Here is a 21,176-nt window from a genome sequence, read left to right on the forward strand (position 1 = left end):
GGCCGTCTACTCCGCGGTCTTGATCTTGGCGTCATGGATATCTTCCGGATGGAAGATCAGGCGGTAGGTGCGGATCGCGATCAGCAGCACCGCGGAGACGTCGCCGATCCACGACACCAGGAAGAACGGCCAGACCGGAACGCCGAGATCCATGGTGACGATATGGCTGTTCCTGGTGTCGATCACCTTGTCGACCAGCGTGTAGGTCTGCACGCTCACCACGAACAGCAGCACCAGCGTCGCGAAGATGTCGATCCAGCGCTGGTAGCGCGGCGAGGCGTTGGCCCAAACCAGATCCACGGTGATGTGGGTGCCGCGATAGCTCGTCGCCGCAATGCCCCAGAAGATCAGGATGCCGAGCAGGAACTGGCCAAAATTGTAATAGTCAGGGATCGTGACCGCGAAGAATTTTCGCATGAACACCGCGGTGAAGGTGTTGAGCGCAACGACGCCGACGAAGAAGGCTGCGACCCATTCGATCGAATCGATGAAGCGATCCATGAAATTCTTGCGCGCCGGCTCGGGTGGGCCGGTGATCGCGCCGTCTTGGGAAACTTCGGCAGATTGCGTCATGCGTTGCTTCGATGAGCTCCCTCTCCCCCGCTCTTGCGGGGAGAGGGTTGGGGTGAGGGGCTGCTTCCACGAGTCGTGAATGCGGTGAGACCTGTACCCCTCACCCGGATCGCATCTGACGATGCGATCCGACCTCTCCCCGCAAGCGGGGAGAGGTGAAGGGGAGCGGGATCAGATCCCCGCCTCGAACTTCTTCAGCGTGGCCTGCAGATCGGCATCGATCTTTGCCGCATCGCCGCCGGCCTTCTTCACCGCCTCGGCCCAGCTGTCGCGCAGCGGCTTGACCGCCTTCTTCCACTCGGCGAGCTGATCCGAAGTCAGCGGATAGACCTCGTGGCCTTCCAGCGCCTTCATCTTGGTGCGGCCATTGGCTTCGAAATCGGTCCAGGGATCGGTGACCTTGGAGGCCCATTCCGGCGTGCAGTGATCGTCGATCACCTTCTTCTGGGCAGCCGACATCGAATTATATTTGGCGAGGTTCATGTTGTAGGTGAACACCGTCGAATAGAGCGGCACGTCCATGTGGTACTTCACCACCTTGTCGATGCCGAACAGGAAGATCGAGCCCCAGGGGAAGGTGATCTCGTCGGCCACGCCGCGCTCGATCGCGTCGCGCGATTCCGGCGCGGAGGCCTGCACATTGGTGCCGCCGAACATCTTGACCATCTCGCCGATGGTGCTCTGCGCGGGACGCACCTTGACGCCGGAGAGGTCGCTCGGCAGCACGATCTTCTTCTTGCCGTGCAGCGCGCCCGGATCGTGGATGAAGGCGAAGCACAGCTTGGTGTCCTTCATCTCGGTCGGCGCATATTTGTGATACCACTCGTTCAGCGCCAGCGTGCCCTTCTTGCCGTCGGAGAAGGTGAACGGAAGCTGACCGGCGGCCGCGATCGGGAAACGGCCGGGCTGATAGCCAGGATTGACATAGGTGACGTCGGCGATGCCGTCGCGCGCCATGTCGTAATGGTCGAACGCCTTGCCGAGTTGCTCGGACGGAAACACGGTGACCTTGATGGTGCCGCCCGATGCCTTCTCGATGTCGGCGGCCCAGGCCTGGGTCGCGGGCACCAGCGGATGCGCCGGCGGCACCCATAGCGACACCTTGAGATTGACGGTCTTGTCCTGCGCGACGGCAGGTCCCGCGGCCGGCACGATGGCGGCGGCCATCAGCACCGCCAACACTGTCTTCCTCATCACGTCTCCTCCTCTCCAGGACGGGCTTGGTGCCCGGCTCATTACTTAACATGTTATCTAATTCGCGCGGATATTCAAGATGAAATCCGGCGGGCGGACGCCTCGTCGCACCCTCCGCCCGGTCCCGCGCCACCGCATCTTGCGCTGCGGCGAACGCGCGGGTCCCGCGCAAATCCGCCTTGCCAAAATCGTTATATGATATAGTTGCCTTGGCAAGTTGCCGGCGCGGGCACCGGCTAAAAGCCTATCCGATCGGGAGGACAAGGTATTGCGGACAAAAGTAGCAATCATTGGTGCAGGTCCGGCCGGACTGTTGCTTGGGCAACTACTTCATACTTTCGGCGTAGACAACATCATTCTTGAGCGGCAGACCCCCGACTATGTGCTGGGGCGGATTCGCGCCGGGCTGCTCGAGGAAGGCACCGTGTCGCTGCTCGAGAGCGTCGGCGCCGCTGCCCGGCTGCACCAGGAGGGCCTCGTCCATCACGGTCTCGAACTGGCGTTCGGCGGCGCACGGCACCGCATCGACCTGCATGGCTCGACCGGCAAGACCGTGACCATCTACGGCCAGACCGAGGTCACGCTCGACCTGATGAATGCCCGCAAGGCGGCCGGCCTGACCTCGATCTACTCGGCGGCCGACGTCAAGCCGCTTGATTTCGACACCGATCATCCGCGCGTCAGCTACGTCAAGGACGGCGTCACCCACGAGATCGCCTGCGACTTCATCGCCGGCTGCGACGGCTTCCACGGCATCAGCCGCTCCAGCGTGCCCGCGTCGGCGATCACCAGCTACGAACGGGTGTATCCGTTCGGCTGGCTCGGCATCCTCTCGGAGACGCCGCCGGTCTCGCCGGAGCTGATCTACAACAACCACGAGCGCGGCTTTGCGCTGTGCACGATGCGCTCGTCCCACCGCAGCCGCTATTACGTGCAGTGCCCGCTCGACGATCATGTCGACCAATGGTCGGACGAGCGGTTCTGGGACGAATTGAAGCGGCGCCTCGACCAGAAGGCCGCCGACGAGATCGTCACCGGCCCCTCGATCGAAAAGAGCATCGCGCCGCTGCGCAGCTTCGTCGCCGAGCCGATGCGGTTCGGCCGCATGTTTCTGGCGGGCGACGCCTCGCACATCGTGCCGCCGACCGGTGCCAAGGGCCTCAACCTTGCCGCCAGCGACGTGCATTATCTGTCGCAGGCGCTGCGCGAATACTACGACGAGAAATCCTCCGCCGGCATCGATGCCTATTCGGGACGCGCGCTGGCGCGGGTCTGGAAGGCGGTGCGCTTCTCCTGGTGGATGACCTCGATGCTGCACAAATTCCCCGACGAGGGCGAATTCGCCGCGCGCATCCAGATCGCCGAGCTCGACTACCTCGTCAGCTCGAAGGCGGCGTCGACCTCGCTGGCGGAGAATTACGTGGGGCTGCCGTTCTAGGCGGGCTCTTGGATGCTTTTGTCGAGCAGCACCCTCTCCGCAATCTCTGTCGTCATACCCCGTGCATGCGGGGTATCCAGTACGCCGCGGCTTCTCGAATCCAGCCGAAGTCTCTGGAATACTAGATCACCCGCTTTCGCTTTCGCGGGTGAGGACGAACCGGGCTTCAAACACCCACGCAAATCCCGTTTAAAACTTTGTAGGCGGTGAAACCGTCATCGACATCGCGTTCAATGGCGTCAACCCAACGTCATATGCGAGCTTCAGATGACCACCGATACGCAAGTCGTGCCCGACAATCCCCAAGACGTCCCTCAAGGCTTCGAGCCGCTGTTCCGCAAGAGCCCGCTCACCGAGCCCTGGGAGCCGCTTTACCAGAAGAAGACCGAGCGTGCCGTCATCATCGGCCTGCGGCTGGCGAGGCCGCACACCAACGGCCGCGGCCTGATCCATGGCGGCCTGATCGCAGCCCTTGCCGACAACGCGATGGGCTATAGCTGCGGCCAGGCGACCGGCTGGACCACCTCGTTCGTGACGATCTCGCTCGCGGTCGATTTCGTAGGCTCCGCCAATGTCGGGCAATGGCTCGCGATCGAGAGCGACGTGATCAAGACCGGCAGCACGATCTGCTTCGCGCAGAGCCTGATTAAGGCCGACGGGGTGACCATCGCGCGCGCCAACGGCACCTTCCGCGTGGTGCCGAAGAAGCCGCCGGTGAGCTAGTCGAAATACCAGTCGGTGATCTCGGTCACGAGATCGATGAAGGTCCGCACCTTGGCCGACAACAGCCGCGTCGTCGGATAGACGACGTGGATCGGCACCGCCGGCTGCTCGAACTCGGCGAGCACGATCTGGAGCCGCCGCGCCTTCAGCGATTCGGCGGCCTGGTAGGCCATCACGCGGGTCAGTCCGCCGTCCTGCTCGGCGTACTGGATGGCGGCGTCCGAGCTGTTGCTGGTGAAGCGCGGCGTAGGGGTAATGCGGACTTCGCGGCCATCCTCCATGAAGCGCCAATCCGGTGTCGCGGTCATGGCGCCGAACTGGATCGTGTCGTGGGCGGTGAGGTCTGCCGGCCGCTTCGGCTCGCCGCGACGCCTGAGATAGCCGGCCGACGCCACCACGATGCGGCGCATCCGGCCGACATGCCGCGCCACCAGCGTCGAATCCGGCAGGTGCCCGAGCCTGACCGCGAGGTCGACGCCGTCCTCGACCAGATTGATCCTGCGGTCCGACAGCCGCAGGTCGACGCCGACGCCGGGATAGCGCTTCAGATAGGCGCTCACCACCGGGCTGACATGGAGCCGCCCGAAGCCGAACGGTGCCGAGATCACGAGGCGCCCCTCGGGGCGGGTGCGCTCGTTCTCCACCGCGTCCTCGGCCTCCTCGACATCGGCGAGGATCCGGCGCGCCCGCTCCAGATAGCGCGAGCCGGCGTCGGTCAGCGTCACCTGCCGCGTGGTCCGCTGCAGCAGCCGAGCGCCGAGCCGCTCCTCCAGCGCCGCGATCAGCCGCGTGATGGCGGACGGCGACAGGCCGAGCTTGCGGGCGGCGGGGGCGAACCCCTCGAGGTCCGCCACCGCGACGAAGGCCTGCATGGCGTCGATCCGGTCCATGGCACTATTGCATAATCGGCAACAGTGAAGTGTCAATGCACAAGATTGCTTACGATCTGGGAATGTCCATCTTAAGCGGCGAGGACAACCACTCAGGCGCCCGTCATGGGAGGCTCCGATGTCAGATGGTCACAGCTCTGCGAGCGACGTCGCATTCAGTCCGGCGGTGAAGGCGATCCAGACCCGCAAGGGCTCACGCGCCACCTACGCCGAAGTCGAGGCACATGGCGGCTGGCGCAGCGAGATCGACGAGAACCTCGCCGGCTTCCTCGGCGAGGTGAACAGCTTCTATCTCGCGACCGCCTCGGCCGACGGCCAGCCCTACATCCAGCATCGCGGCGGACCGAAGGGCTTCATCAAGGTGCTCGACAAGCACACCATCGCGTTCGCCGACTACAGCGGCAACCGCCAGTTCATCACCCAGGGCAATCTCTCGGAGAATGCCAAGGCCTATATCTTCGTGATGGATTACGCGCACCGCCGCCGCGTCAAGCTGTGGGGCGAGGCGAAGGTGGTGGAGGACGATCCGGCGCTGACCCGCACGCTGATGCCGCGGGGCTACCGGGCGCGGCCCGAGCAGGTGATCCTGTTCAAGGTCACGGCGTGGGACACCAACTGCCCGCAGCACATTCCGCAAAAGTTCGACGCGGCCGATGTCGCGGCAGCGCTGGCCTCGCGCGACCAGCGCATCGCCGAGCTCGAGGCGGAGCTGGCCGCATTGAAGGGCCAGCCCGCCCCTGCCGCGCCGGCTTAGGCCGCCTGCTGCTGCAGCGGCGCCCAGGCGAATTCCGGATAATATTGCCGCATCATCCGGCCGACATAGGCGGTGAGATTGTCGAACTTCTCGGTGCGCTCGCGCAGCGGCGAATCGAAGAACGGGGTGAGGATTCCCGCCAGCGCGCCGAACGCGGTGGCATCGGTGCCGCACGGCGCATCGCCCATCAGATACGGCTTGTCGCCGAGATGCACCGACAGCGCGAACAGCGAACGGATCGCGAGATCGACGTCTTCGTCCGGTCCGTGACGGCCAAGCCCGCTCAGCAGATAGTTCTCGGCAACGCGGAACTGGGCGTCCTCGCGCATCTTGTCGCGCATATGGTCGGGCGCGCCGTCGAAGAAATGCGCGGGCCCCTTGGCGAAATTGGTGTCGTCGACCCAGCGCGCGCCGACCAGCGCCCAGTAGACGTGATGCTCGATCATGCGCTCGAAGGCCCACGCCTGGGCGCGCGCCTGCAGGCTGAGCGGCGCGTCGAAATCGAAGCCGTATTTGCCCTCGATATGGGCACGGATGAAGGTCGAATCGGCGATCGTCTCGCCGTCGTCGGCGATGAATGGCAGCTGGCCCTTGGGAGACGCCGGCGGCATCGCCTTCTCCTTGCGATAGTCGAGCCCGGCCATCTTGAGCTGGACCTCGGTTTTGGTCACGAAGGGGCTGATTTCCGGCAAGCCGAAGCCCGTGCCAAAGCCAAAAAGCGTAATCATATGAAGCTCCCGATCGCCTGTGGTCGTGAGTTGAAGCTAGCTGTCCCCTGCTGCCAGCATGGTGTCAGCAGTAGTGGCATTCACTGTCGAACGGGCCGACGGGTGCGAGGCGGCGAACCGCCTCGCGAACGCGCTTGACCAGGCGTGCCCGCCCGTAGGACCAGACCGTGCTGATCGACTGTGCGATCAGCGCGACCAGGGCCCAGCGCAGGTCGCCGGAAGTGGAGTAGACCGTGACCAGCTGTTCCAGCGCAAAGCCTTGCGCCTGCCGGAAACCGAGTTCGTCAAGATTCGTCATGGACAAATTCCCTTCACTTGAGGTGTTGTCCTGATATAGCCCCCACCTGCTGCCAACATGCTGTCAGCAGTAGCCGGACGGGGCCCAGAAAAGCCTGCGCACCGAGAGACGACGAGACCCGTCAAGACACTCGTCAAGACGGCTGCCAAAACAGCCACCGAGACACTCGACAAGACACGTGCCAAGAGAGCGATCGAGAGAGTTGCCATGAGACGCGCCGACCGGCTGTTTCAGATCATCCAGGTGCTCCGACGCACCCGTAAGCCTTTGACTGCCGATGCAATCGCAGCCGAGCTCGAGACATCGAAGCGGACGATCTATCGCGACATCGCCAGCCTGATCGAGCAGCGGGTGCCGATCCGCGGCGAGGCCGGCATGGGCTACATCCTGGAGAAGGGATTCGACCTGCCGCCCTTGATGCTGACACCCGACGAGATCGAGGCCTGCGTGCTCGGCGCACAATGGGTGGTCGGCCACGCCGATCCGGCGCTGGCCCGCGCGGCCGAGGACCTGATGGCCAAGATCGCCGAGACCGTGCCCGACCGACTGCGGCCGTTCGTGCTGGAGCCGGCAAGCCGGGCCCGCTCGGCCTGGAACCGGGAGCCCGACCGCATCGACATGGTCAGGACCCGCAGCCAGATCCATGAGGGCAAGAAGATCACGCTGAACTATCGCGACGAGCATGGCCGCGACTCTGAGCGCACGATCTGGCCGATCGCGGTCGGCTATCACGAGGCGGTGCGGCTGCTCGCCGCCTGGTGCGAGCTGCGCAAGGATTTCCGCAGCTTCCGCACCGACCGCGTGGTCACGGCGGTCTATCACGACGAGAAATATCCGGAGCGGCGCGACCTGCTCAGGGCGCGCTGGCGGCGCAGCCTGGTCTGGGAAGCGCCGAGGGACACCTGATGGCCGACAACGCGATCGACGCAGCCGACGCAAGCCCCTGCCAATCCTGCGGTGCCTGCTGCAGCTATTCGGAGAACTGGCCGCGCTTCACCATCGAGGACGACGCGCAGCTCGATCTGATCCCACCGCAATTCGTCAATGCGCGACAATCAGGCATGCGCTGCGAGGGCGACCGCTGCTCGGCGCTAGCGGGCCGGGTCGGAGAAGCAACCCGCTGCGAGGTCTATGCGGTGCGGCCGGAGGTATGCCGGACCTGCCAGCCGGGCGACGCGGAATGCGCGATGGCGCGGCGCCGGCACGGGCTGCCGCTCATCGCGAGCGCGCAGCCGATCTAACAGACGTTACGCCGAGACCTTGTCGCTGACGTCCTCGTCGTCGAGTTCGTCATCGACGATCGGCGCGAAGGTCGTCAACGGCTTGGTCGACAGCGTGATCGGCTTGCGGCCACCATGCGAAACGGTCGCGGCGCGGGCCGGCTCGCGCGACAGCGCGTAGAGCGTCGAGCCGACACGGCCGCCTGAATTCGCCAGCTCCCACTCGCTGCAGCTCGACGCGATCGCGACCGCGAGCGCGTGCAGATGGCTGCGGCGATAGCAGAACAGCGCGAGCCTCGCCCTGACATCGGGCGCGACATTAGCAACCAGCAACGAGAGCCCGTTCGGATTGGCGCGATACATCTGGCCGAGCAGGTCGTCGGCAACCGGGCAGGCATCGTTCTCGAAGGCGTCGCGGCTTGAAAACATTTGCAAATCCCCCTCGATCGGGAAGATGCCGCGTAATCCTCTAACGAAAGGTTAACCACGGCCTCCGGTCGCCTCCGGAGGGTCTTGCCCGTTGCGCGCGAATCACATCCGCCCGCCGCAGCCCGGCTGGATTCGTGGTCCAGGATGGAAGGAAAGGTGCGCGCGAGCCGTTCAGTTCGCGGCCATATAGATCGACAGCGCGAAGCCGGTGAGGTGGTGCAGCGCCTGGTCGACCCCGATCAGGGTCCAGAACCAAGGATGGCCGGATTCCAGCGTCACGCCGAAATGCGAGGCGCAGATGCCCTTGGCCCGATCGACGATGATGTGGATCAAGAAGTCGATGAAGGCGACGTACCAGAACCGCGGCGCCACCACCAGGATCAGCGCCAGGGCGACCGCGAGATGCACCAGGCAGTGCGCCAGCAGCGGCAGCGCCCAGCCGGTTTTCTGGTCCTTGCCGATCGCCATCCAGGCGTTCTGCAGCATGAAGTCGGCGATGATGTGCTTTGCGGTGAGAAGCAACATCCATCCCACCAGGGCACCAACCGACACCGACGATGACATGGAGGGAAACAACAAGCTGACGCCCTTTTACTTCGATGAATGTGATTGCAAGAAATCCGGGTCAGGCCGTCAGCACAATTCCGCAAACCGAAGCGTGTCTCATTTATGACATCTCCGGCGCCAGAATGCACCTGCGCCTCCTCGAAAATCACATCTCGGTCCGACCGTCGATAGTGGCAATGGTCATGTGGCATCGCGGCGCAGGCCGGCCGAGATTAAGGTTACGGCCGGCGGCCGGTTTGCATTCCCCCCGGGGAGGTATATCGTCGGCAACATAGGAAATTTTCTTTCTTTTATAGCCATTTACGGATTCACCGGGCAGCGCCGCGCCGATCGGGTTGCGGCAACGGGCCGTCCCGGACGGGTGATGAGCCAGGTAATCAGCCATGAGTGCCGAAGCCCCCTCGCCTGCGCCGATGCCGCCGCGCCCACCGGTCGCCAAACCGGTCGTCAAGACCAACCGCGCGCAGATCATCGTCTTCACCCTGCTGACGCTGCTCCTGAGCGCGATCACCGTGATCGGCGGCCGGCTCTGGCTGCGCAATTCCGAAACGCTGGTGTTCGCGGTCGGCGATGCCAAGGGTCCGGAGGCGAAATTCGCCGCCAAGCTCGCCACCGTGCTGAAGAACAATTCGTCGCGGCTGCGGCTGAAGATCGCGCCGAACCTCGACAACGCCAAGGCGCTGGCGCAATTCGATCGCCGCGACGCCTCGCTTGCCATCCTGCGCACCGACGCAAGGGTGCCGCCGCGTGCCCGCGCCATCGCGATCCTCGAGCATGACGTGGTGCTGGTGCTCAGCCCCGGCGGCAAGAAGATCAAATCGCTGAGCGAGCTCAAGAAGAAGCGGATCGCGGTCGTCGGCGACGGCGAAAACAGCGTCAATTTCGTCCGCAGCGCGCTCGAGATTGCCGACAGCCCCGACGCGGCGCAGCGGGTACAGCAGGCGCCGCCGAACACACCTTTCGACAAGCTGTTCGCCTCCGGCTTTGCTGCTGTGATCGCGATCGAGCATGCCTCGAAGATCGTGAAGGACAAGACCTACGAGCAATATGCCAAGCGCGCCGGCGGCTTCACGCTGAATGCGATCGACGCGGCCAAGGCACTGGCGCGCAAATACCCGGCGATTTCGGAGGAGACGGTCTCGACCGGCATGCTGTCGTCCTCGCCGGCGATCCCCGATGACGAGGTCGACACCATCGGGCTGGAATGGCTGCTGGTCGCGCAATCCTCGATGTCCACGACGACAGCCGCCGAGCTCGCCCGCATCATCTACGAGAACAAGTCGGAACTCGCGCTCGACGACGGCTTCGCCTCCAAGATCGAGCCGGCGGCGACCGACAAGGACGCCTTCATCGTCGCCCATCAGGGCGCCGCCGAATACATCAACGACGATACCAAGTCGTTCATGGATCGCTACAGCGACGTGATGTATCTCGCTGCCGCCGCGCTCAGCATCATCGGCTCGATCTTCGCCGCGATCTACACCAAGATCACCCGCGTCGCACCGGAGAAGGCCAGCGAGCTGGCGGGCAGGATCCTCGACATCGGCGAGCGCGTCGAGCACGCCACTTGCGCCGAACATCTCGACGAATTGCAGGATGAGCTCGAGGCAATCCTGCGCGGCGCGGTGACCGGCCTGCGCGACGGCACCGTTTCCGGCGACGGAATGGACACGTTCAAGCTCGGCTACGAATTGGTCCGCGACGAGATCGCACTGCGCCGCGATCACCTCAAGCGCCACCCGGCCGTGCCGGACGAGAACCTCGTGGTGGTGAAGGCGGCGAACGGGTGAAACCAAGCCGTTGGTTGCGCCACAGATACAACTGTCGTCCGTGCGATCACGCCACATGCACCACTGTCGTCCTGGCGAAAGCCAGGACCCATTACCACCGCTTTTGCTGATGAACGGGATCGCGGCCCCAGCATCGCGCAACAATTGAGACTTGGGGTAATGGGTCCTGGCTTTCGCCAGGACGACACCGCCTATGTTAAACGGCCGGTGAACCATACATCCGCACGCTCTCGACATGCACCGGAGCGCAGCGCTTACTACCCGACCGCCGCGTCCGTCGGCGTCGCAGCGGCGTCGAGCTGCCGTCCCTCGTGATCCATATGCAGGTAGTTCGGGTTGAACAGGCCGGCGTGCATCAGCCGCTCGAGATTGGGGACGACCAGGGTCTTTCCCTTGAGTACGATCAGGCCGCCGGCGCGCAATTCCTGCAGCGTTCGGTTGACGTGAACCTTGGAGAGCCCGGTGGCATCGGCGAGATCGCCCTGGGTCAGCGGGAAATCACAGCTGTCGCCCTGGGTCAGGCCGGCGGCACGCAGCCGGAGCCAGATCTCGCACAGCAGATGGGCCATCCGCTCCAGCGCCGTTCGCTGGCCGAGGCTCATGGTCCATTCGCGCTGGATCGCCGCGTTGACCAGGGTTTCCCACCAGAACGCGGTCACGATGCGCGGATGTCCGGCCGCGACCTTGTCGAAGAATTCGCGGGAGAGGTCGGCGATCGACACTGCCGTGACGGTACCGATCGAATGATCCATCTCGCGCAGGATGAAGACGTTCACGTCGCAAATGTCGCCGGGCAGAAAGAAGGCCACGATCTGACGCCGGCCGTCCTCGAGCTGCTTGTAGCGATAGGCCCAGCCGGACAGGATCAGATGGACGTCCTTCGGCTTCTCGCCCTCGCGGACGATGTCGACCCGCGGACCAAAATGGCGGACGCGCTCGGTAGACGCGCGATTGAGAAGGACCTGGTCTACCGGCGAAAGCCGTGCAAACTGCTCCAATTTCCGGATTAGCGACGCCAACGATTGGTCTCCCGCATGTTTAATCGGGCAACTGCAGGACCGACTTCAATTACGTATGTTACCTTGCACAGCTATTGACGTATGTTCACTAGTGTACAGACGTCCCAAGGATGCGACGGTTACATCCCGAGCATCAGGCACACCTCGGCTCCCGGTGGGTACCACCGGTGAAATACGGGTCCCCCGGCTCGGGGGGACGTCTAAGGGACGTTCAGACGAACGGCACGCCGTAGTAGTCGTTCACCGCGCGCGTGGTGCCGATATCGGACCAATTCCACTCGCGCTCGCTGCCGTATTTCGGCGCGCCGCGCAGCTGGCTCTCGGTGACGCCGGTGACATAGCCGCCCAGTCTCGTGTCGTATTTGAGCGACTGCCAGGGCAGCGGATAATGGTCGTTGCCGAGACCGAGAATGCCGCCGAAGCCGAGTACGGCGTAAGACACCCGCCCGCTCTTCTTGTCGATCATCACCCGTTCGATCGAGCCGATCTTGCGCTCGTCGGAGCCATAGACCGCGGTGCCCTCGACCTTGTCGCTGCCGATCAGGTTTCCGACCTCCTTCTCGTCCATCGCCATGACACTTCTCCATTGATCCCTCGACGCCAACGATCGGCCCGAGTCATCGTTCCTGCCGCATTGCCGCGATTGCTGCAGAGCGAAACGCCGTTCAGCCCGTTGGAGGATCGCCGCGGTCGTCTGATGTCATGCCGGATCCCGGCGTCTTGTCGGCATCGTTCAATTTCGGATCACGCGTCGCTTCGCGCGCATTCGACTTTCGCGGGTCGGTCTTTTGCGCGGTCTGCGCGCGCTGCTTGTCGGCCGGCTGCTCCTGCCCCTTGTTGTCTTTCACGATGCCCTGATTGGAATGTGCCACTGCTTATGTCCTTCTTGTTGCCTTGGCTGCCTTGCTTGAAGACATGCGGGCCCCGGCGATCAAATTCGCCGAGGCCCGTCACCGGAGTGGTCCACCGCCTTTCGGGGAGCAAAGCAGCGAACGCACGAGTGTTACGCAGAGCACCGAAGATCGTTCCTGCGATCTTCGCGATCCCAGGTCGCGATCTTGGATCGCAATTTCCGGCGCGCGTTTTTTTCAATTCGACCGATGTCATGGGTTAACGACGGCCTCCCGGGAACAAGCCTAGTATTGCTGGTTCCAGCTCGGAGACGGCATGATCAAGAAGAAGCGCAACAGATCGCGGCCTCCCGGATCGTTCGAAAACCGCTTGCAGAAATTCGCCGAAGATTCGCGCATTGCGGCGCGCAAGCTGCCGCCGGGACGGGAACGCGAAATGCTGATGAAGAAGGCCAGACAGACCGAGACTGTGATGGAAGTCAGCGAATGGCTGACGTTCCGCAAGTAGCCGCGAGTCGCAAAGGAGAGCTGCGATGATCGAGGAACGGTTTGACTCACGCACGCTCTTCGCCATGAACGCTGCGCTTGATCGCGTTTGCGCAGACGCAGCTCACGGCGAGGAACATGACACCCGCCGCCGCGTTGCCAGATACATCATCAAATGCGCCAAGAGCGGCAGGACGACGCTTTCCGAGCTGACCGAAGCCGGACGGCAGGCGCTGGCGAAGGCTACCGCCGCGGCGTGAAAGCCGGCGCAAGTGCCCTGTTGCCCTCGGCCCTCAGCAGAGGCAGCTACGCATGCGCATTGCAATCAGCATCGGCCTGCTGGCCTTTTTGGCCGCCGTCGGCGCCTACGCCTATGAAGGTCTGACTGTGGACGCTCCGGTGCCGACCTATGGCATCGTGGTGTTCACGATCTGCATTGCGCTTCTGGCCGCGGTCTGCATCGGCCTGATGGGCCTGTTGTTCTATTCCAGCCGCCGCGGCTACGACGAGCCACCGCACATGAAGCGGTAGATGGCTTCGGCAGATTCCCGCGTCATTGCGAGCGAAGCGAAGCAATCCACAGCGCCGCAAGCGGGGAACTGGATTGCTTCGCTTCGCTCGCAATGACGGCGAAGGTTCTTACGATACCGCCGGTGCCCGGGCGCGGATCTCCGCGATCTTGCGCTTCAGCGCTGCCTGCCGCGGATCTGGCATGGTGGCTGCGCGCGCTTCCGCAATGGCGCCGGCAAGGTCGGGGAGCACGAGCACGCCGTCGAAGGTCGGCTTGGCGAGCCCGTCGATGATCACGTGCCAGTCCGCGATGCCCTGGCGGTAGGGATCGCCGTAACCCTGGATCATGGTCGCGGTCTGCACGACCGCCGGGGCGGCGCCCGGCTGCTTGGTCAGGCTGCGGTCGATCATGTGCAGCCAGCGCTCGACCCAGACGCGCTCCCTCGCATAGCGTCCCGAGAACAGCCGCCAGCGCTTCAGGCCCGCCTCGATCCTGAGCCGGCGAACGCTGAAGCGGTTGTTGGCGCTGAAGCGAATCGAGACCCGGCGACGCCGCCAGCCGAACTGATCCAGCACGCCGAGCACCGGATCGGCGACCACGGCCGGCAGGGCGTCGATCAACTCGTCCAGGCGAAACTTCTTGACGTCGTCGGCCGAGCGCGCCGCAAGGCCGCCCGCCGCATTGACTTCGCCAAGCTTGAGCTGCGCGATGCGAATCGCGTCCTCATAGGCCATGCGCTCCGCCATCAGGCGGCCGATCTCGGCAAGCAGGGCGTCGTCGACGCCGCGGCGGCCGACGAAGCGCTTGAGCCGGTCGATATAGAGCTGGGCGTAGCTCGTGCTCTGATAGGCGATCAACAGATCGATGGCCTTGGTGACGGCCGGCCCGAGATGGTCCGGGCAGGCGTCGGGCAGCACCGGCGGCCCCTCGTCCTCATCGCCGATGATATCGGCAAAGAGGTAACGGAGCGAAGCCAGGAGACCGTCGTCATCCGCCACTGCGGCGCCTCCAGAACTCGTCACGGGGCTCATGCAGGTTTGGGCTCCGCGACCTGTGGGGTGGCGTGCTGCGCGAGCTGCTGCTCGAGCGTCGAGATATTCTGGAACAGGCGGGCGCTGGCGAGGCGCAGGAAGTAGAAGCCGAACGCCGGGTTCTGGACGTAGAGCTGCTCGACCTGGTCATAGGTCACCGACAGCACCATGCCGGTCTCGACGCACTCCAGCGTCTGGGTTCGCGTGTTCGACGGCGACAGCATGCCGAACTCGCCGACCAGGGCGCCGACCGGCAGCTCGATGCCGGATTCGACCAGGCGGAAGCGGCCACTGACAATGTAGAACATGCTGTCGGCCTTCTCGTCCTTGTAGAACAGGACTTCGCCCGCGGTGCATTTGCGTTCCGTCGTGAACGGCTTCAGCCATTCCATCGACAGATCGCTGTTGACCGATTTCTTCACGTTACGGACCAGTTGCAGCATCTGGTGCAGCCGATAGGTGTTCACCGGCAGCAGCACGGCATGCAGGATCAGCGTCGCGTAATTGTGGGTCGGGACGGCGGTCGCGATCAGGATGATGTTGGTCAGGATGGCGAAGACGCGCAACGGGATCATGGTCCGCATCGACAGCGTGGCAACCACGAAGATCGATGCGAAGAAACTGCCGGCGGCGCCTGCGTGCTCCGCGAGATGTGAGGTATCCATCGGAAACCAACCAATTTCTCAAGAAGTGAATAAGATCGCCTTATTAGTCGCTTCATTCCGGCCAAGGTCGCATCGGCGACCAGCATCCCTGATATACGGGGAAAAAGCGACGTTTTGTCCGATTTCTCACATTCGCGGGCGCAAAATCGGGCCAACATGGTTAGGCCTTTCGTCCAACTGATGGGTCTTTCACCGCGATCATCCCGCCACGGCCCGCGCGTTGACGGCCTCAACCGGGAGAGGCACGTTGTGATATCGGCTCTGGCGTTCGCAGGGCCTCAATTCCAGCAGTTCATCGACAGGCAAGCTCCGTTCCGATGTCCAAGCGGCTCGTCCTTCCGGCCTTGACGCGCTTCGTTTCCGCCACCGCCGGCCGCAACATGACCACGGCGGCCTATGTCGCGGTCGCGGCCGGTGTCGCCATGATGACGCTGCTGACGGTCGCGCCGGCCCATGACGCGGCGCCGCTCTGGGTCGATGCGCTGCTGTGGGCCTGCCTCGCCTATTTCGTATTCGAATGGCTGGTGCGGCTGCGCCACATGGGCCGGCAGGGCAAATTCTGGTTCTACGCGCTGTCCAGCGCCGGCGTGGTCGACGCGATCGGCGCGCTGGCCGTGCCGGTGGCCTTGCTGTCCGGCGTCGAGCCGAAGACCGCCTGGCTGCTCGGCGTGCTCTGGGTGCTCAAGGTGGTGCCGGGCATTCCCGGCCTGCGCCAGCTCCGGCGCGTGCTGGTGGTGGAATCCGGGCCGCTGCTCAGCGTGCTCGTGATCTTCCTGATGGTGGTGTTCCTGGCCTCCGTCGCGGAATATTTCCTGGAGCGGGACGTCCAGCCGCAGACCTTCGGCAGCGTGCCGGCAGCACTATGGTGGGCGGTGGTGACGCTGACCACGACCGGCTATGGCGACGTGGTGCCGATCACTCCACTCGGCCGCGTGGTGGCCGCCATGGTGATGATCTCGGGCCTCGGCGTGTTCGGGCTGTGGACCGGTATCCTGGCGACCGGCTTTGCCGCCGAAACCCGCCGCGACAATTTCTTGCGAACCTGGGAGACCGTCAGCAAGGTGCCGTTCTTCGCGCACCTCGGCCCGGCCGCGATCGCCGACGTCACTCAAATGCTGCGGACCATGGACCTGCCGCCGCGCACCATGATCATCCGCAAGGACACCAATGGCGACTGCATGTATTTCGTCGCCGCCGGCGAGGTCGAGGTCGACCTGCCCGGGCGCAAGGTGAAGCTTGGCGAAGGCGAGTTCTTCGGCGAGATGGCGTTGCTCGGCAACGCCAAGCGCGGCGCCAGCGTCTCGACCAGCAAGGTGACCAGGCTGTTGGTGCTTGACCTGGTCGATTTCCGCCTGTTGATGGCAAGGCATCCCGATCTCGCCGAGACCATCGACGCCGAGGCCAAGCGGCGCGAACGTGAGAATCAATAATGATGGAGACCAAGATGGCTGACGCGGCCGACACCGCCAGCGGACCCGTGCTCGAAATCGCGGGCGCACGCGCAACGATCCGCCTCAACCGGCCGAAACATCTCAACCGCCTGCAGGCCGAGGACCTCGGCGAGCTGCTGACATTGTTCGACCGGATCGAGGCCGATCCCGCGATCCGCGTGCTGGTGCTGACCGGAACCGGCCGCGCGTTCTCCGCCGGCTACGACCTCAACTCCGTCGCCGAGCGCGCGGTGAGCGCCAGCGAACAACAGAGCGCGGGTTCGGCGTTCGAGGTCGTGGTCAACCGGCTCGAGGATCTCAGCGTGCCGACGATCTGCCGGCTCAATGGCGGGGTCTATGGCGGCTCGACCGACCTCGCGCTCGCCTGCGACTTCCGCATCGGCGTCGATACCGCCGAGATGTTCATGCCGGCGGCGCGGCTCGGGCTGCACTATTACAAGAGCGGCATTCAGCGCTACGTCACGCGGCTCGGCGTCGACAACGCCAGGATGCTGTTCCTGACCGCGCAGAAGATATCGGCGCCGGAGATGCTGCGGATCGGCTACCTCACCGCGATGGTATCGCTCGACCTGCTCGACGAGGAAGTCGACAAGCTCGCGACGATTTTGGCGGGCAACGCGCCCAAGGCGATGGCCGGCATGAAGCGCGCAATCAACGAATTCGCCCGCGGCGCACTGGATGAAGCCGCCGCCGACGCCCGCCACCGCGACAGCATGCGCGGCGACGAGATCAAGGAAGGCATCAAGGCCTTCGCCGAGAAGCGGGCGCCGCGGTTTTAGGTCGGCGTCCCGGCTCCTTTATCCCGTCACCCTGAGGAGCCGCGTAGCGGCGTCTCGAAGGGTCGACGGCCCGGCTGGTGGCCGATTCATCCTTCGAGGCTCGCTCCGCTCGCACCTCCAGCGACAAAGGCGAAGCCTTTGCGCGGGGATGACGGTCCAATAGTCGTCGCGATCCTCGTTGGGACCCGCTACGCCCGCTTGCTCCGCATCGCGCGGACCTGCGCGATGTCAGGATCCGCGGCGAGCGCCTGGTAGCGCTTGCTGTCGACAGCGTAGAGCGCGATGCGGCCCTCGGCGTCGGCATGGACGCCCCAGCCGAAACGCTTGCCGAGCGGCGAGGCGCGCATGCAGGCCTGGCCGCGCGAGAAGAACGTCTCGCGGGCGAGGCTGCGCGCTTTCTTCGCCGCTTTCGCATCGAGCCCGCGGCCGGCCACCGACGTCGCGAACACGACGTCGTCGGAGGTGTACTTGTAGGGCGCGCCCGCGATCATCCGGTATTGCAGCACGGCAACCGTCGGTTGGCCACCGCGCAACTGCGGCTCCTCACCGCGCTGCGCCGGACAGTCCTCCGCGACGCGGATCAAGGTGTTGAAGCAGTTGGTGCTGTGCAGGACTTTCGCCATCGGCCCGATCCGTATCACACTCCGGCGACTGCTGCATGCTGCGCCGCCATCTCGTCATCGGCCTTCGATATCCGCTGGAAGGCCGGGCGTGCGGCGATGCGCTCGGCATAGCGGACGAACACGTCCCTTTTCGGCACGATGCCGAACATCATGGTCCAAGAGAGCGCGATGCCCCAGAGGATGTCAGCCGCCGTGATCTCTTCGCCGAGCAGATAGGGCCCCTTTGCCAGCTGCGATTCCAGTGCGCCCAGCATGGTGTCGTAATCGGCATAGGGCGACTGAGTGATCGGCGCAGGCTCGCGCTTCATGAAATGGTCGATCACGGCCGGCTCGAACGATGAACCGTAATAGGCGATCCAGCGCAGATACGGGCCGCGGCGCGGATCGTTCAGCGCCGGCGTCAGGCCGGCCTGCGGAAACAGATCGGCGAGATAGATGAAGATCGCGACCTGCTCGGTGACCAGCGCGTCACCGTGGCGGATCGCCGGCACCTTGCCGAGCGGATTGATGGCGAGATAGGCGTCCTTGCGCTGCTCGCCGGCCTTCATGTTCAGGACCTGCAGGTCATACGGCACGCCGAGTTCCTCCAGCAGCACGCGGGTGCCGGTGGCGCGGCTCTGCGGCGAATAATACAGCGTGACGCGGTCGGTGGTGGTGGTCATGGCGGGTCTCCTTGCGCCGTCGGGGGCATGGCCTCCTTATGTCCGCCTATACCTGACATCTTGTGTCAGGTATGATCCGGCCATGCGCGCGAGCCGGCTGTTTTCCATCCTCACCACCCTGCAGGCGCGGGGGCAGGTCACCGCGCCTGAGCTTGCGGAGGCCTGCGAGGTTTCGGTGCGCACGATCTACCGCGACATCGACGCGCTCGCCGCCGCCGGCGTTCCCGTCTATGCCGACCGCGGTGCCGAGGGCGGCTATCGGCTGCTCGACGGCTATCGCGTCCGGCTCAACGGCCTGTCGCAGGGCGAGGCTGAGGCGCTGTTCATGGCCGGTCTCCCGGGGCCCGCCGCCGCGCTCGGCCTTGATGCCGCGATGGTCGCGGCGCAGACCAAGCTGATGGCGGCGCTGCCGGAGAACCTGCGGCCCAACGCAAGAGGGATGCAGCAACGCTTCCATCTCGACGCACCCGGCTGGTTCGGCGAGACCGAGGAGCCGGAGCATCTGCGCGCCATCGCCGGCGCCGTGCTGCGCGAGACCATGCTCGAGATCCGCTACCAGAGCTGGAAGGCCGAGAAGCGGCGGCGCGTGGCGCCGCTCGGCCTCGTGCTGAAGGGCGGCAGCTGGTATCTCGCCGGCCTCGTCGACGGCAATGTGCGCACCTACCGCGTCGCTCGCGTGCTGGACTGCGCGACGCTGGAGACGCCGTTCGCGCGACCCGCGGAGTTCGACCTCGCCGCCTATTGGCGCGCCTCGATCGAGCGGCTGGAGGCCGAGCTGCATCCGAACGAGGCCACGGTGCGGCTGTCGCCGCTCGGGCTGAAACTGTTCGATGCGCTTGCGCACCCATACGTGAAGGCGCGGATGCGGCTCACTGATGCCACCGACGCCGACGGCTGGCGGCTCGCCACCATGCCGGTCGGCAAGACGGTGTGGCACGCGGCGACCGAATTGCTGCGGCTCGGCGCCGAGGCCGAAGTGATCGCGCCGGGGGAGTTGCGTGAGAAGATGGCCGAGCTGACCGGCGCGATGGCCGCCCGCTATGCCGAGGCGCCGCCGCGCCGCGCGGTGGCGGGCGCTAAAGCGCGATGAGATTGGGTGAATGGAGCCGCAGGAGCAGTGCGCTCCCTCGCCCCGTTCTTACGGGGAGCGGGTCGGGGTGAGGGGCTGTCTCCGCGCATACGGTGATAGTTGCGCTTGCTGAGACTCCCCCTCACCCGGAACGCATCTAACGATGCGTTCCGACCTCTCCCCGTGCGCAGGGCGAGGTGGAGCAGAGTCTGCGGTTCGCTGCTTGCTAGTAGCGGCTGTCGGAGCTGATGACGAAGCGGTCGAAAAAATTCACCGGCAGAATTTCGAACCGATCCAGCGTCAGCGTAATCCCGGTCACGAAGTCGACGCCCTTGATCGTGCCCTCAAGATCGATCCGGCGGCCGCGACGCAGGCCGCGCGTTTCCGGATGTTGCTCGATGTCGAGATAGGCATAGATCGGATTGTCGAGCCGCGAATGGCGATGCCAGCCGCGCTGCAGGAAGCTGAATTGCAGCACCGAGCCCGCGCCCCAGTCGATCGCGTCGAAGAAACGGGTCTTCCAGGCGACCTGCTGGCCGAAATAATGCGCGGCGATGAACGCGTCGCGCTCGAGCGCAGGCAAACGGTGCAGCTGCCAGCTGATCTCAGCCGGCGTCAGGGAGGCGTTATTCGCCATTTTTGTTCTTGTCGTTTCTTCGTAGCTTTTCTTGTCCTCGGCGGGGGGTGAACCGACCTTCCCGCCTTGAGGAAATTATACATCGACGAATGTGACAGTGTCTTCCACGGTCGCACGCGACGTGCGGTAGCTGTTCACCTTTTGCGCGTGATCGGCATAGCCGAACGAGATACCGCAGACAACCCGGCGATCGTCGGCCAGGTTGAAATGACGGCGGATCAGCCCGGAATGGCGCGCGATCGCCGCCTGCGGGATGGTGCCGAGCCCGAGCGCCTGCGCCGCCAGCATGAAATTCGAGACATAGCCGCCGCAGTCGATCGCACCATAGATGCCGAGCGGCTCATTGGTGTGGATCACGGCAATGTGCGGCGCACCGAAGAAATTGTAGTTCTCCAGCGCCTGTTTTGCGTAGGCTGCCTTGTCGCCGCGCGCGATGCCGAGCGTGTTGTAGAGCTGGAAGCCGCTTTCGCGGCGGCGCTCCAGGTAGACCCCGACATATTCGCGTGGTGGCGTGAAGTCGTAATCCTCGGCGAGGCCGCGCGAGGCCTCGGCATAGATCGCCTTGCGAAACCGCTCCTTGGCCTCGCCGGAGACGATGAGCACCTGCCAGGGCTGGCTGTTGCACCAGGACGCAGTGCGCTGCGCGGTCGACAGAATGTGCTCGATGACCTCGCGCGGCACTTCGCGCGGCTGGAACGCGCGCACCGAGTAGCGCTCGTTGAGCAATTCCTCGAGCGCACCGATGCGGTCCTCGGTCGCGTAACGCGGCTTGGTGGTGGCATCCATGC

At 64.6% G+C, this 21,176-nt stretch carries 29 protein-coding genes; 12 read left to right on the forward strand and 17 right to left on the reverse strand.

Features of this window, described 5'->3' with window-relative positions; translation table 11 throughout:
• Positions 1-6: 6 nt before the first annotated feature.
• Both QA635_RS39415 and QA635_RS39420 read right to left on the reverse strand, forming a co-directional pair.
• Entirely contained in the window at positions 7-573 is a 567-nt protein-coding gene (locus QA635_RS39415; RefSeq protein WP_057015996.1) for a TRAP transporter small permease, read from the reverse strand.
• Between the two features lie 171 nt (positions 574-744).
• Positions 745-1,767 (reverse strand): TRAP transporter substrate-binding protein, encoded by a 1,023-nt coding sequence (locus QA635_RS39420; protein WP_253604895.1) that lies wholly within the window; start codon positions 1,765-1,767, stop codon positions 745-747.
• A gap of 268 nt (positions 1,768-2,035) precedes the next feature.
• Between QA635_RS39420 and pobA the strand changes: the two genes are divergently transcribed.
• Together pobA and QA635_RS39430 are read left to right on the forward strand one after the other, a co-directional pair.
• Positions 2,036-3,205, forward strand: a complete 1,170-nt coding sequence (gene pobA, locus QA635_RS39425) for a 4-hydroxybenzoate 3-monooxygenase (protein WP_283065328.1) — start codon at positions 2,036-2,038, stop codon at positions 3,203-3,205.
• A gap of 267 nt (positions 3,206-3,472) precedes the next feature.
• Positions 3,473-3,928: a PaaI family thioesterase gene (locus tag QA635_RS39430; RefSeq protein WP_076832511.1), complete on the forward strand. Its 456-nt coding sequence runs from the start codon at positions 3,473-3,475 to the stop codon at positions 3,926-3,928.
• Here the strand turns inward: QA635_RS39430 and QA635_RS39435 are convergent.
• Positions 3,925-4,818, reverse strand: a complete 894-nt coding sequence (locus QA635_RS39435; protein WP_225160899.1) for a LysR family transcriptional regulator — start codon at positions 4,816-4,818, stop codon at positions 3,925-3,927. The two genes, QA635_RS39430 and QA635_RS39435, sit on opposite strands and share 4 nt — an antisense overlap.
• Before the next feature lie 118 nt (positions 4,819-4,936).
• Between QA635_RS39435 and QA635_RS39440 the strand changes: the two genes are divergently transcribed.
• Positions 4,937-5,572, forward strand: coding sequence for a pyridoxamine 5'-phosphate oxidase family protein (locus tag QA635_RS39440; protein WP_283065331.1), 636 nt, complete (start codon positions 4,937-4,939; stop codon positions 5,570-5,572).
• Here the strand turns inward: QA635_RS39440 and QA635_RS39445 are convergent.
• On the reverse strand, positions 5,569-6,300 hold the full coding sequence (locus QA635_RS39445) for a glutathione S-transferase family protein (protein WP_283065333.1): 732 nt from the start codon (positions 6,298-6,300) through the stop codon (positions 5,569-5,571). The two genes, QA635_RS39440 and QA635_RS39445, sit on opposite strands and share 4 nt — an antisense overlap.
• Positions 6,301-6,364: 64 nt before the next feature.
• On the reverse strand, positions 6,365-6,598 hold the full coding sequence (locus QA635_RS39450; RefSeq protein ID WP_028336548.1) for a hypothetical protein: 234 nt from the start codon (positions 6,596-6,598) through the stop codon (positions 6,365-6,367).
• Positions 6,599-6,805: 207 nt separating this feature from the next.
• On the opposite strand from QA635_RS39450, the gene QA635_RS39455 reads away from it, so the two are divergent.
• Together QA635_RS39455 and QA635_RS39460 are read left to right on the forward strand one after the other, a co-directional pair.
• Positions 6,806-7,504, forward strand: a complete 699-nt coding sequence (locus tag QA635_RS39455) for a helix-turn-helix transcriptional regulator (RefSeq protein ID WP_028336549.1) — start codon at positions 6,806-6,808, stop codon at positions 7,502-7,504.
• Positions 7,504-7,839, forward strand: coding sequence for a YkgJ family cysteine cluster protein (locus QA635_RS39460; RefSeq protein WP_016847471.1), 336 nt, complete (start codon positions 7,504-7,506; stop codon positions 7,837-7,839). Before QA635_RS39455 ends, QA635_RS39460 begins: the two co-directional genes overlap by 1 nt.
• A 6-nt stretch (positions 7,840-7,845) precedes the next feature.
• On the opposite strand, the gene QA635_RS39465 is transcribed toward QA635_RS39460, so the two are convergent.
• The 3 genes from QA635_RS39465 to QA635_RS39475 form a co-directional block, all read right to left on the reverse strand.
• Complete coding sequence (locus QA635_RS39465) at positions 7,846-8,247, reverse strand: hypothetical protein (RefSeq protein ID WP_283065337.1); 402 nt, start codon at positions 8,245-8,247, stop codon at positions 7,846-7,848.
• A gap of 171 nt (positions 8,248-8,418) precedes the next feature.
• Positions 8,419-8,772 carry a DUF3307 domain-containing protein gene (locus QA635_RS39470; RefSeq protein ID WP_283065339.1) on the reverse strand — a complete coding sequence of 118 codons (354 nt, stop codon included), beginning with the start codon at positions 8,770-8,772 and terminating at the stop codon, positions 8,419-8,421.
• Between the two features lie 187 nt (positions 8,773-8,959).
• Positions 8,960-9,199 (reverse strand): hypothetical protein, encoded by a 240-nt coding sequence (locus QA635_RS39475; protein WP_125459242.1) that lies wholly within the window; start codon positions 9,197-9,199, stop codon positions 8,960-8,962.
• Here QA635_RS39475 and QA635_RS39480 point away from each other — a divergent pair.
• Positions 9,198-10,604 carry a TAXI family TRAP transporter solute-binding subunit gene (locus tag QA635_RS39480; protein WP_283065342.1) on the forward strand — a complete coding sequence of 469 codons (1,407 nt, stop codon included), beginning with the start codon at positions 9,198-9,200 and terminating at the stop codon, positions 10,602-10,604. The genes QA635_RS39475 and QA635_RS39480 overlap by 2 nt on opposite strands.
• A gap of 257 nt (positions 10,605-10,861) precedes the next feature.
• Here QA635_RS39480 and QA635_RS39485 read toward each other — a convergent pair whose 3' ends face one another.
• The 3 genes from QA635_RS39485 to QA635_RS39495 form a co-directional block, all read right to left on the reverse strand.
• Positions 10,862-11,623: a Crp/Fnr family transcriptional regulator gene (locus QA635_RS39485; RefSeq protein ID WP_092085323.1), complete on the reverse strand. Its 762-nt coding sequence runs from the start codon at positions 11,621-11,623 to the stop codon at positions 10,862-10,864.
• Positions 11,624-11,834: 211 nt separating this feature from the next.
• Positions 11,835-12,197, reverse strand: coding sequence for a PRC-barrel domain-containing protein (locus QA635_RS39490; RefSeq protein WP_016847466.1), 363 nt, complete (start codon positions 12,195-12,197; stop codon positions 11,835-11,837).
• A gap of 91 nt (positions 12,198-12,288) precedes the next feature.
• Entirely contained in the window at positions 12,289-12,495 is a 207-nt protein-coding gene (locus QA635_RS39495; RefSeq protein ID WP_283065345.1) for a hypothetical protein, read from the reverse strand.
• 349 nt (positions 12,496-12,844) lie between these two features.
• Here QA635_RS39495 and QA635_RS39500 point away from each other — a divergent pair, with 349 nt between their 5' ends.
• From QA635_RS39500 to QA635_RS39510, 3 genes are read left to right on the forward strand one after another with little or no spacing between them, the layout of a single operon-like run.
• Positions 12,845-12,982 (forward strand): hypothetical protein, encoded by a 138-nt coding sequence (locus QA635_RS39500; RefSeq protein ID WP_253604911.1) that lies wholly within the window; start codon positions 12,845-12,847, stop codon positions 12,980-12,982.
• A 25-nt stretch (positions 12,983-13,007) separates the two neighbouring features.
• The gene (locus QA635_RS39505; protein ID WP_225160892.1) at positions 13,008-13,220 is read left to right on the forward strand and encodes a hypothetical protein; all 213 of its coding nucleotides are present in this window, start codon (positions 13,008-13,010) and stop codon (positions 13,218-13,220) included.
• Positions 13,221-13,272: 52 nt separating this feature from the next.
• Positions 13,273-13,491 carry a hypothetical protein gene (locus QA635_RS39510; RefSeq protein WP_225160891.1) on the forward strand — a complete coding sequence of 73 codons (219 nt, stop codon included), beginning with the start codon at positions 13,273-13,275 and terminating at the stop codon, positions 13,489-13,491.
• 108 nt (positions 13,492-13,599) lie between these two features.
• Here the strand turns inward: QA635_RS39510 and QA635_RS39515 are convergent, their stop codons facing one another.
• Together QA635_RS39515 and QA635_RS39520 are read right to left on the reverse strand one after the other, a co-directional pair.
• The gene (locus QA635_RS39515; RefSeq protein WP_283065350.1) at positions 13,600-14,469 is read right to left on the reverse strand and encodes a DUF6537 domain-containing protein; all 870 of its coding nucleotides are present in this window, start codon (positions 14,467-14,469) and stop codon (positions 13,600-13,602) included.
• A gap of 29 nt (positions 14,470-14,498) precedes the next feature.
• On the reverse strand, positions 14,499-15,167 hold the full coding sequence (locus QA635_RS39520; RefSeq protein WP_016847460.1) for a Crp/Fnr family transcriptional regulator: 669 nt from the start codon (positions 15,165-15,167) through the stop codon (positions 14,499-14,501).
• 317 nt (positions 15,168-15,484) lie between these two features.
• On the opposite strand from QA635_RS39520, the gene QA635_RS39525 reads away from it, so the two are divergent.
• Together QA635_RS39525 and QA635_RS39530 are read left to right on the forward strand one after the other, a co-directional pair.
• Positions 15,485-16,597, forward strand: a complete 1,113-nt coding sequence (locus QA635_RS39525; RefSeq protein ID WP_283065353.1) for a cyclic nucleotide-gated ion channel — start codon at positions 15,485-15,487, stop codon at positions 16,595-16,597.
• A 14-nt stretch (positions 16,598-16,611) separates the two neighbouring features.
• On the forward strand, positions 16,612-17,397 hold the full coding sequence (locus tag QA635_RS39530) for an enoyl-CoA hydratase/isomerase family protein (RefSeq protein WP_076832869.1): 786 nt from the start codon (positions 16,612-16,614) through the stop codon (positions 17,395-17,397).
• Positions 17,398-17,585: 188 nt separating this feature from the next.
• Here QA635_RS39530 and QA635_RS39535 read toward each other — a convergent pair whose 3' ends face one another.
• Both QA635_RS39535 and QA635_RS39540 read right to left on the reverse strand, forming a co-directional pair.
• The gene (locus tag QA635_RS39535) at positions 17,586-18,020 is read right to left on the reverse strand and encodes a DUF6157 family protein (RefSeq protein ID WP_283065356.1); all 435 of its coding nucleotides are present in this window, start codon (positions 18,018-18,020) and stop codon (positions 17,586-17,588) included.
• Positions 18,021-18,034: 14 nt separating this feature from the next.
• Complete coding sequence (locus tag QA635_RS39540) at positions 18,035-18,682, reverse strand: glutathione S-transferase family protein (protein WP_283065357.1); 648 nt, start codon at positions 18,680-18,682, stop codon at positions 18,035-18,037.
• A gap of 82 nt (positions 18,683-18,764) precedes the next feature.
• Between QA635_RS39540 and QA635_RS39545 the strand changes: the two genes are divergently transcribed.
• The gene (locus tag QA635_RS39545) at positions 18,765-19,772 is read left to right on the forward strand and encodes a helix-turn-helix transcriptional regulator (RefSeq protein ID WP_283065359.1); all 1,008 of its coding nucleotides are present in this window, start codon (positions 18,765-18,767) and stop codon (positions 19,770-19,772) included.
• A gap of 205 nt (positions 19,773-19,977) precedes the next feature.
• Here the strand turns inward: QA635_RS39545 and QA635_RS39550 are convergent, their stop codons facing one another.
• Positions 19,978-20,388, reverse strand: coding sequence for a hypothetical protein (locus tag QA635_RS39550; protein ID WP_283065361.1), 411 nt, complete (start codon positions 20,386-20,388; stop codon positions 19,978-19,980).
• A gap of 75 nt (positions 20,389-20,463) precedes the next feature.
• A complete protein-coding gene (locus QA635_RS39555) occupies positions 20,464-21,174 on the reverse strand; it encodes a nitroreductase (RefSeq protein WP_283065363.1) in 711 nt (236 codons plus the stop codon).
• Positions 21,175-21,176: the final 2 nt, after the last annotated feature.

This window comes from Bradyrhizobium brasilense, assembly GCF_029714345.1.
Classification (GTDB): Bacteria; Pseudomonadota; Alphaproteobacteria; order Rhizobiales; family Xanthobacteraceae; genus Bradyrhizobium; species Bradyrhizobium australafricanum.

What these genes read in the sequence shown, in the direction of transcription:
- QA635_RS39475 (WP_125459242.1), bottom strand. Translation starts at nt 9,199, where the DNA reads ATGGCTGATTACCTGGCTCATCACCCGTCCGGGACGGCCCGTTGCCGC.
- QA635_RS39510 (WP_225160891.1), top strand. Translation starts at nt 13,273, where the DNA reads ATGCGCATTGCAATCAGCATCGGCCTGCTGGCCTTTTTGGCCGCCGTC.
- QA635_RS39430 (WP_076832511.1), top strand. Translation starts at nt 3,473, where the DNA reads ATGACCACCGATACGCAAGTCGTGCCCGACAATCCCCAAGACGTCCCT.
- QA635_RS39525 (WP_283065353.1), top strand. Translation starts at nt 15,485, where the DNA reads ATGTCCAAGCGGCTCGTCCTTCCGGCCTTGACGCGCTTCGTTTCCGCC.
- QA635_RS39545 (WP_283065359.1), top strand. Translation starts at nt 18,765, where the DNA reads ATGCGCGCGAGCCGGCTGTTTTCCATCCTCACCACCCTGCAGGCGCGG.
- QA635_RS39470 (WP_283065339.1), bottom strand. Translation starts at nt 8,772, where the DNA reads ATGTTGCTTCTCACCGCAAAGCACATCATCGCCGACTTCATGCTGCAG.
- QA635_RS39465 (WP_283065337.1), bottom strand. Translation starts at nt 8,247, where the DNA reads ATGTTTTCAAGCCGCGACGCCTTCGAGAACGATGCCTGCCCGGTTGCC.
- QA635_RS39460 (WP_016847471.1), top strand. Translation starts at nt 7,504, where the DNA reads ATGGCCGACAACGCGATCGACGCAGCCGACGCAAGCCCCTGCCAATCC.
- QA635_RS39415 (WP_057015996.1), bottom strand. Translation starts at nt 573, where the DNA reads ATGACGCAATCTGCCGAAGTTTCCCAAGACGGCGCGATCACCGGCCCA.
- QA635_RS39540 (WP_283065357.1), bottom strand. Translation starts at nt 18,682, where the DNA reads ATGACCACCACCACCGACCGCGTCACGCTGTATTATTCGCCGCAGAGC.
- QA635_RS39420 (WP_253604895.1), bottom strand. Translation starts at nt 1,767, where the DNA reads ATGAGGAAGACAGTGTTGGCGGTGCTGATGGCCGCCGCCATCGTGCCG.
- QA635_RS39520 (WP_016847460.1), bottom strand. Translation starts at nt 15,167, where the DNA reads ATGGATACCTCACATCTCGCGGAGCACGCAGGCGCCGCCGGCAGTTTC.
- QA635_RS39455 (WP_028336549.1), top strand. Translation starts at nt 6,806, where the DNA reads ATGAGACGCGCCGACCGGCTGTTTCAGATCATCCAGGTGCTCCGACGC.
- QA635_RS39480 (WP_283065342.1), top strand. Translation starts at nt 9,198, where the DNA reads ATGAGTGCCGAAGCCCCCTCGCCTGCGCCGATGCCGCCGCGCCCACCG.
- QA635_RS39490 (WP_016847466.1), bottom strand. Translation starts at nt 12,197, where the DNA reads ATGGCGATGGACGAGAAGGAGGTCGGAAACCTGATCGGCAGCGACAAG.
- QA635_RS39445 (WP_283065333.1), bottom strand. Translation starts at nt 6,300, where the DNA reads ATGATTACGCTTTTTGGCTTTGGCACGGGCTTCGGCTTGCCGGAAATC.
- QA635_RS39550 (WP_283065361.1), bottom strand. Translation starts at nt 20,388, where the DNA reads ATGGCGAATAACGCCTCCCTGACGCCGGCTGAGATCAGCTGGCAGCTG.
- QA635_RS39505 (WP_225160892.1), top strand. Translation starts at nt 13,008, where the DNA reads ATGATCGAGGAACGGTTTGACTCACGCACGCTCTTCGCCATGAACGCT.
- QA635_RS39440 (WP_283065331.1), top strand. Translation starts at nt 4,937, where the DNA reads ATGTCAGATGGTCACAGCTCTGCGAGCGACGTCGCATTCAGTCCGGCG.
- QA635_RS39555 (WP_283065363.1), bottom strand. Translation starts at nt 21,174, where the DNA reads ATGGATGCCACCACCAAGCCGCGTTACGCGACCGAGGACCGCATCGGT.
- QA635_RS39535 (WP_283065356.1), bottom strand. Translation starts at nt 18,020, where the DNA reads ATGGCGAAAGTCCTGCACAGCACCAACTGCTTCAACACCTTGATCCGC.
- QA635_RS39435 (WP_225160899.1), bottom strand. Translation starts at nt 4,818, where the DNA reads ATGGACCGGATCGACGCCATGCAGGCCTTCGTCGCGGTGGCGGACCTC.
- QA635_RS39450 (WP_028336548.1), bottom strand. Translation starts at nt 6,598, where the DNA reads ATGACGAATCTTGACGAACTCGGTTTCCGGCAGGCGCAAGGCTTTGCG.
- QA635_RS39530 (WP_076832869.1), top strand. Translation starts at nt 16,612, where the DNA reads ATGGCTGACGCGGCCGACACCGCCAGCGGACCCGTGCTCGAAATCGCG.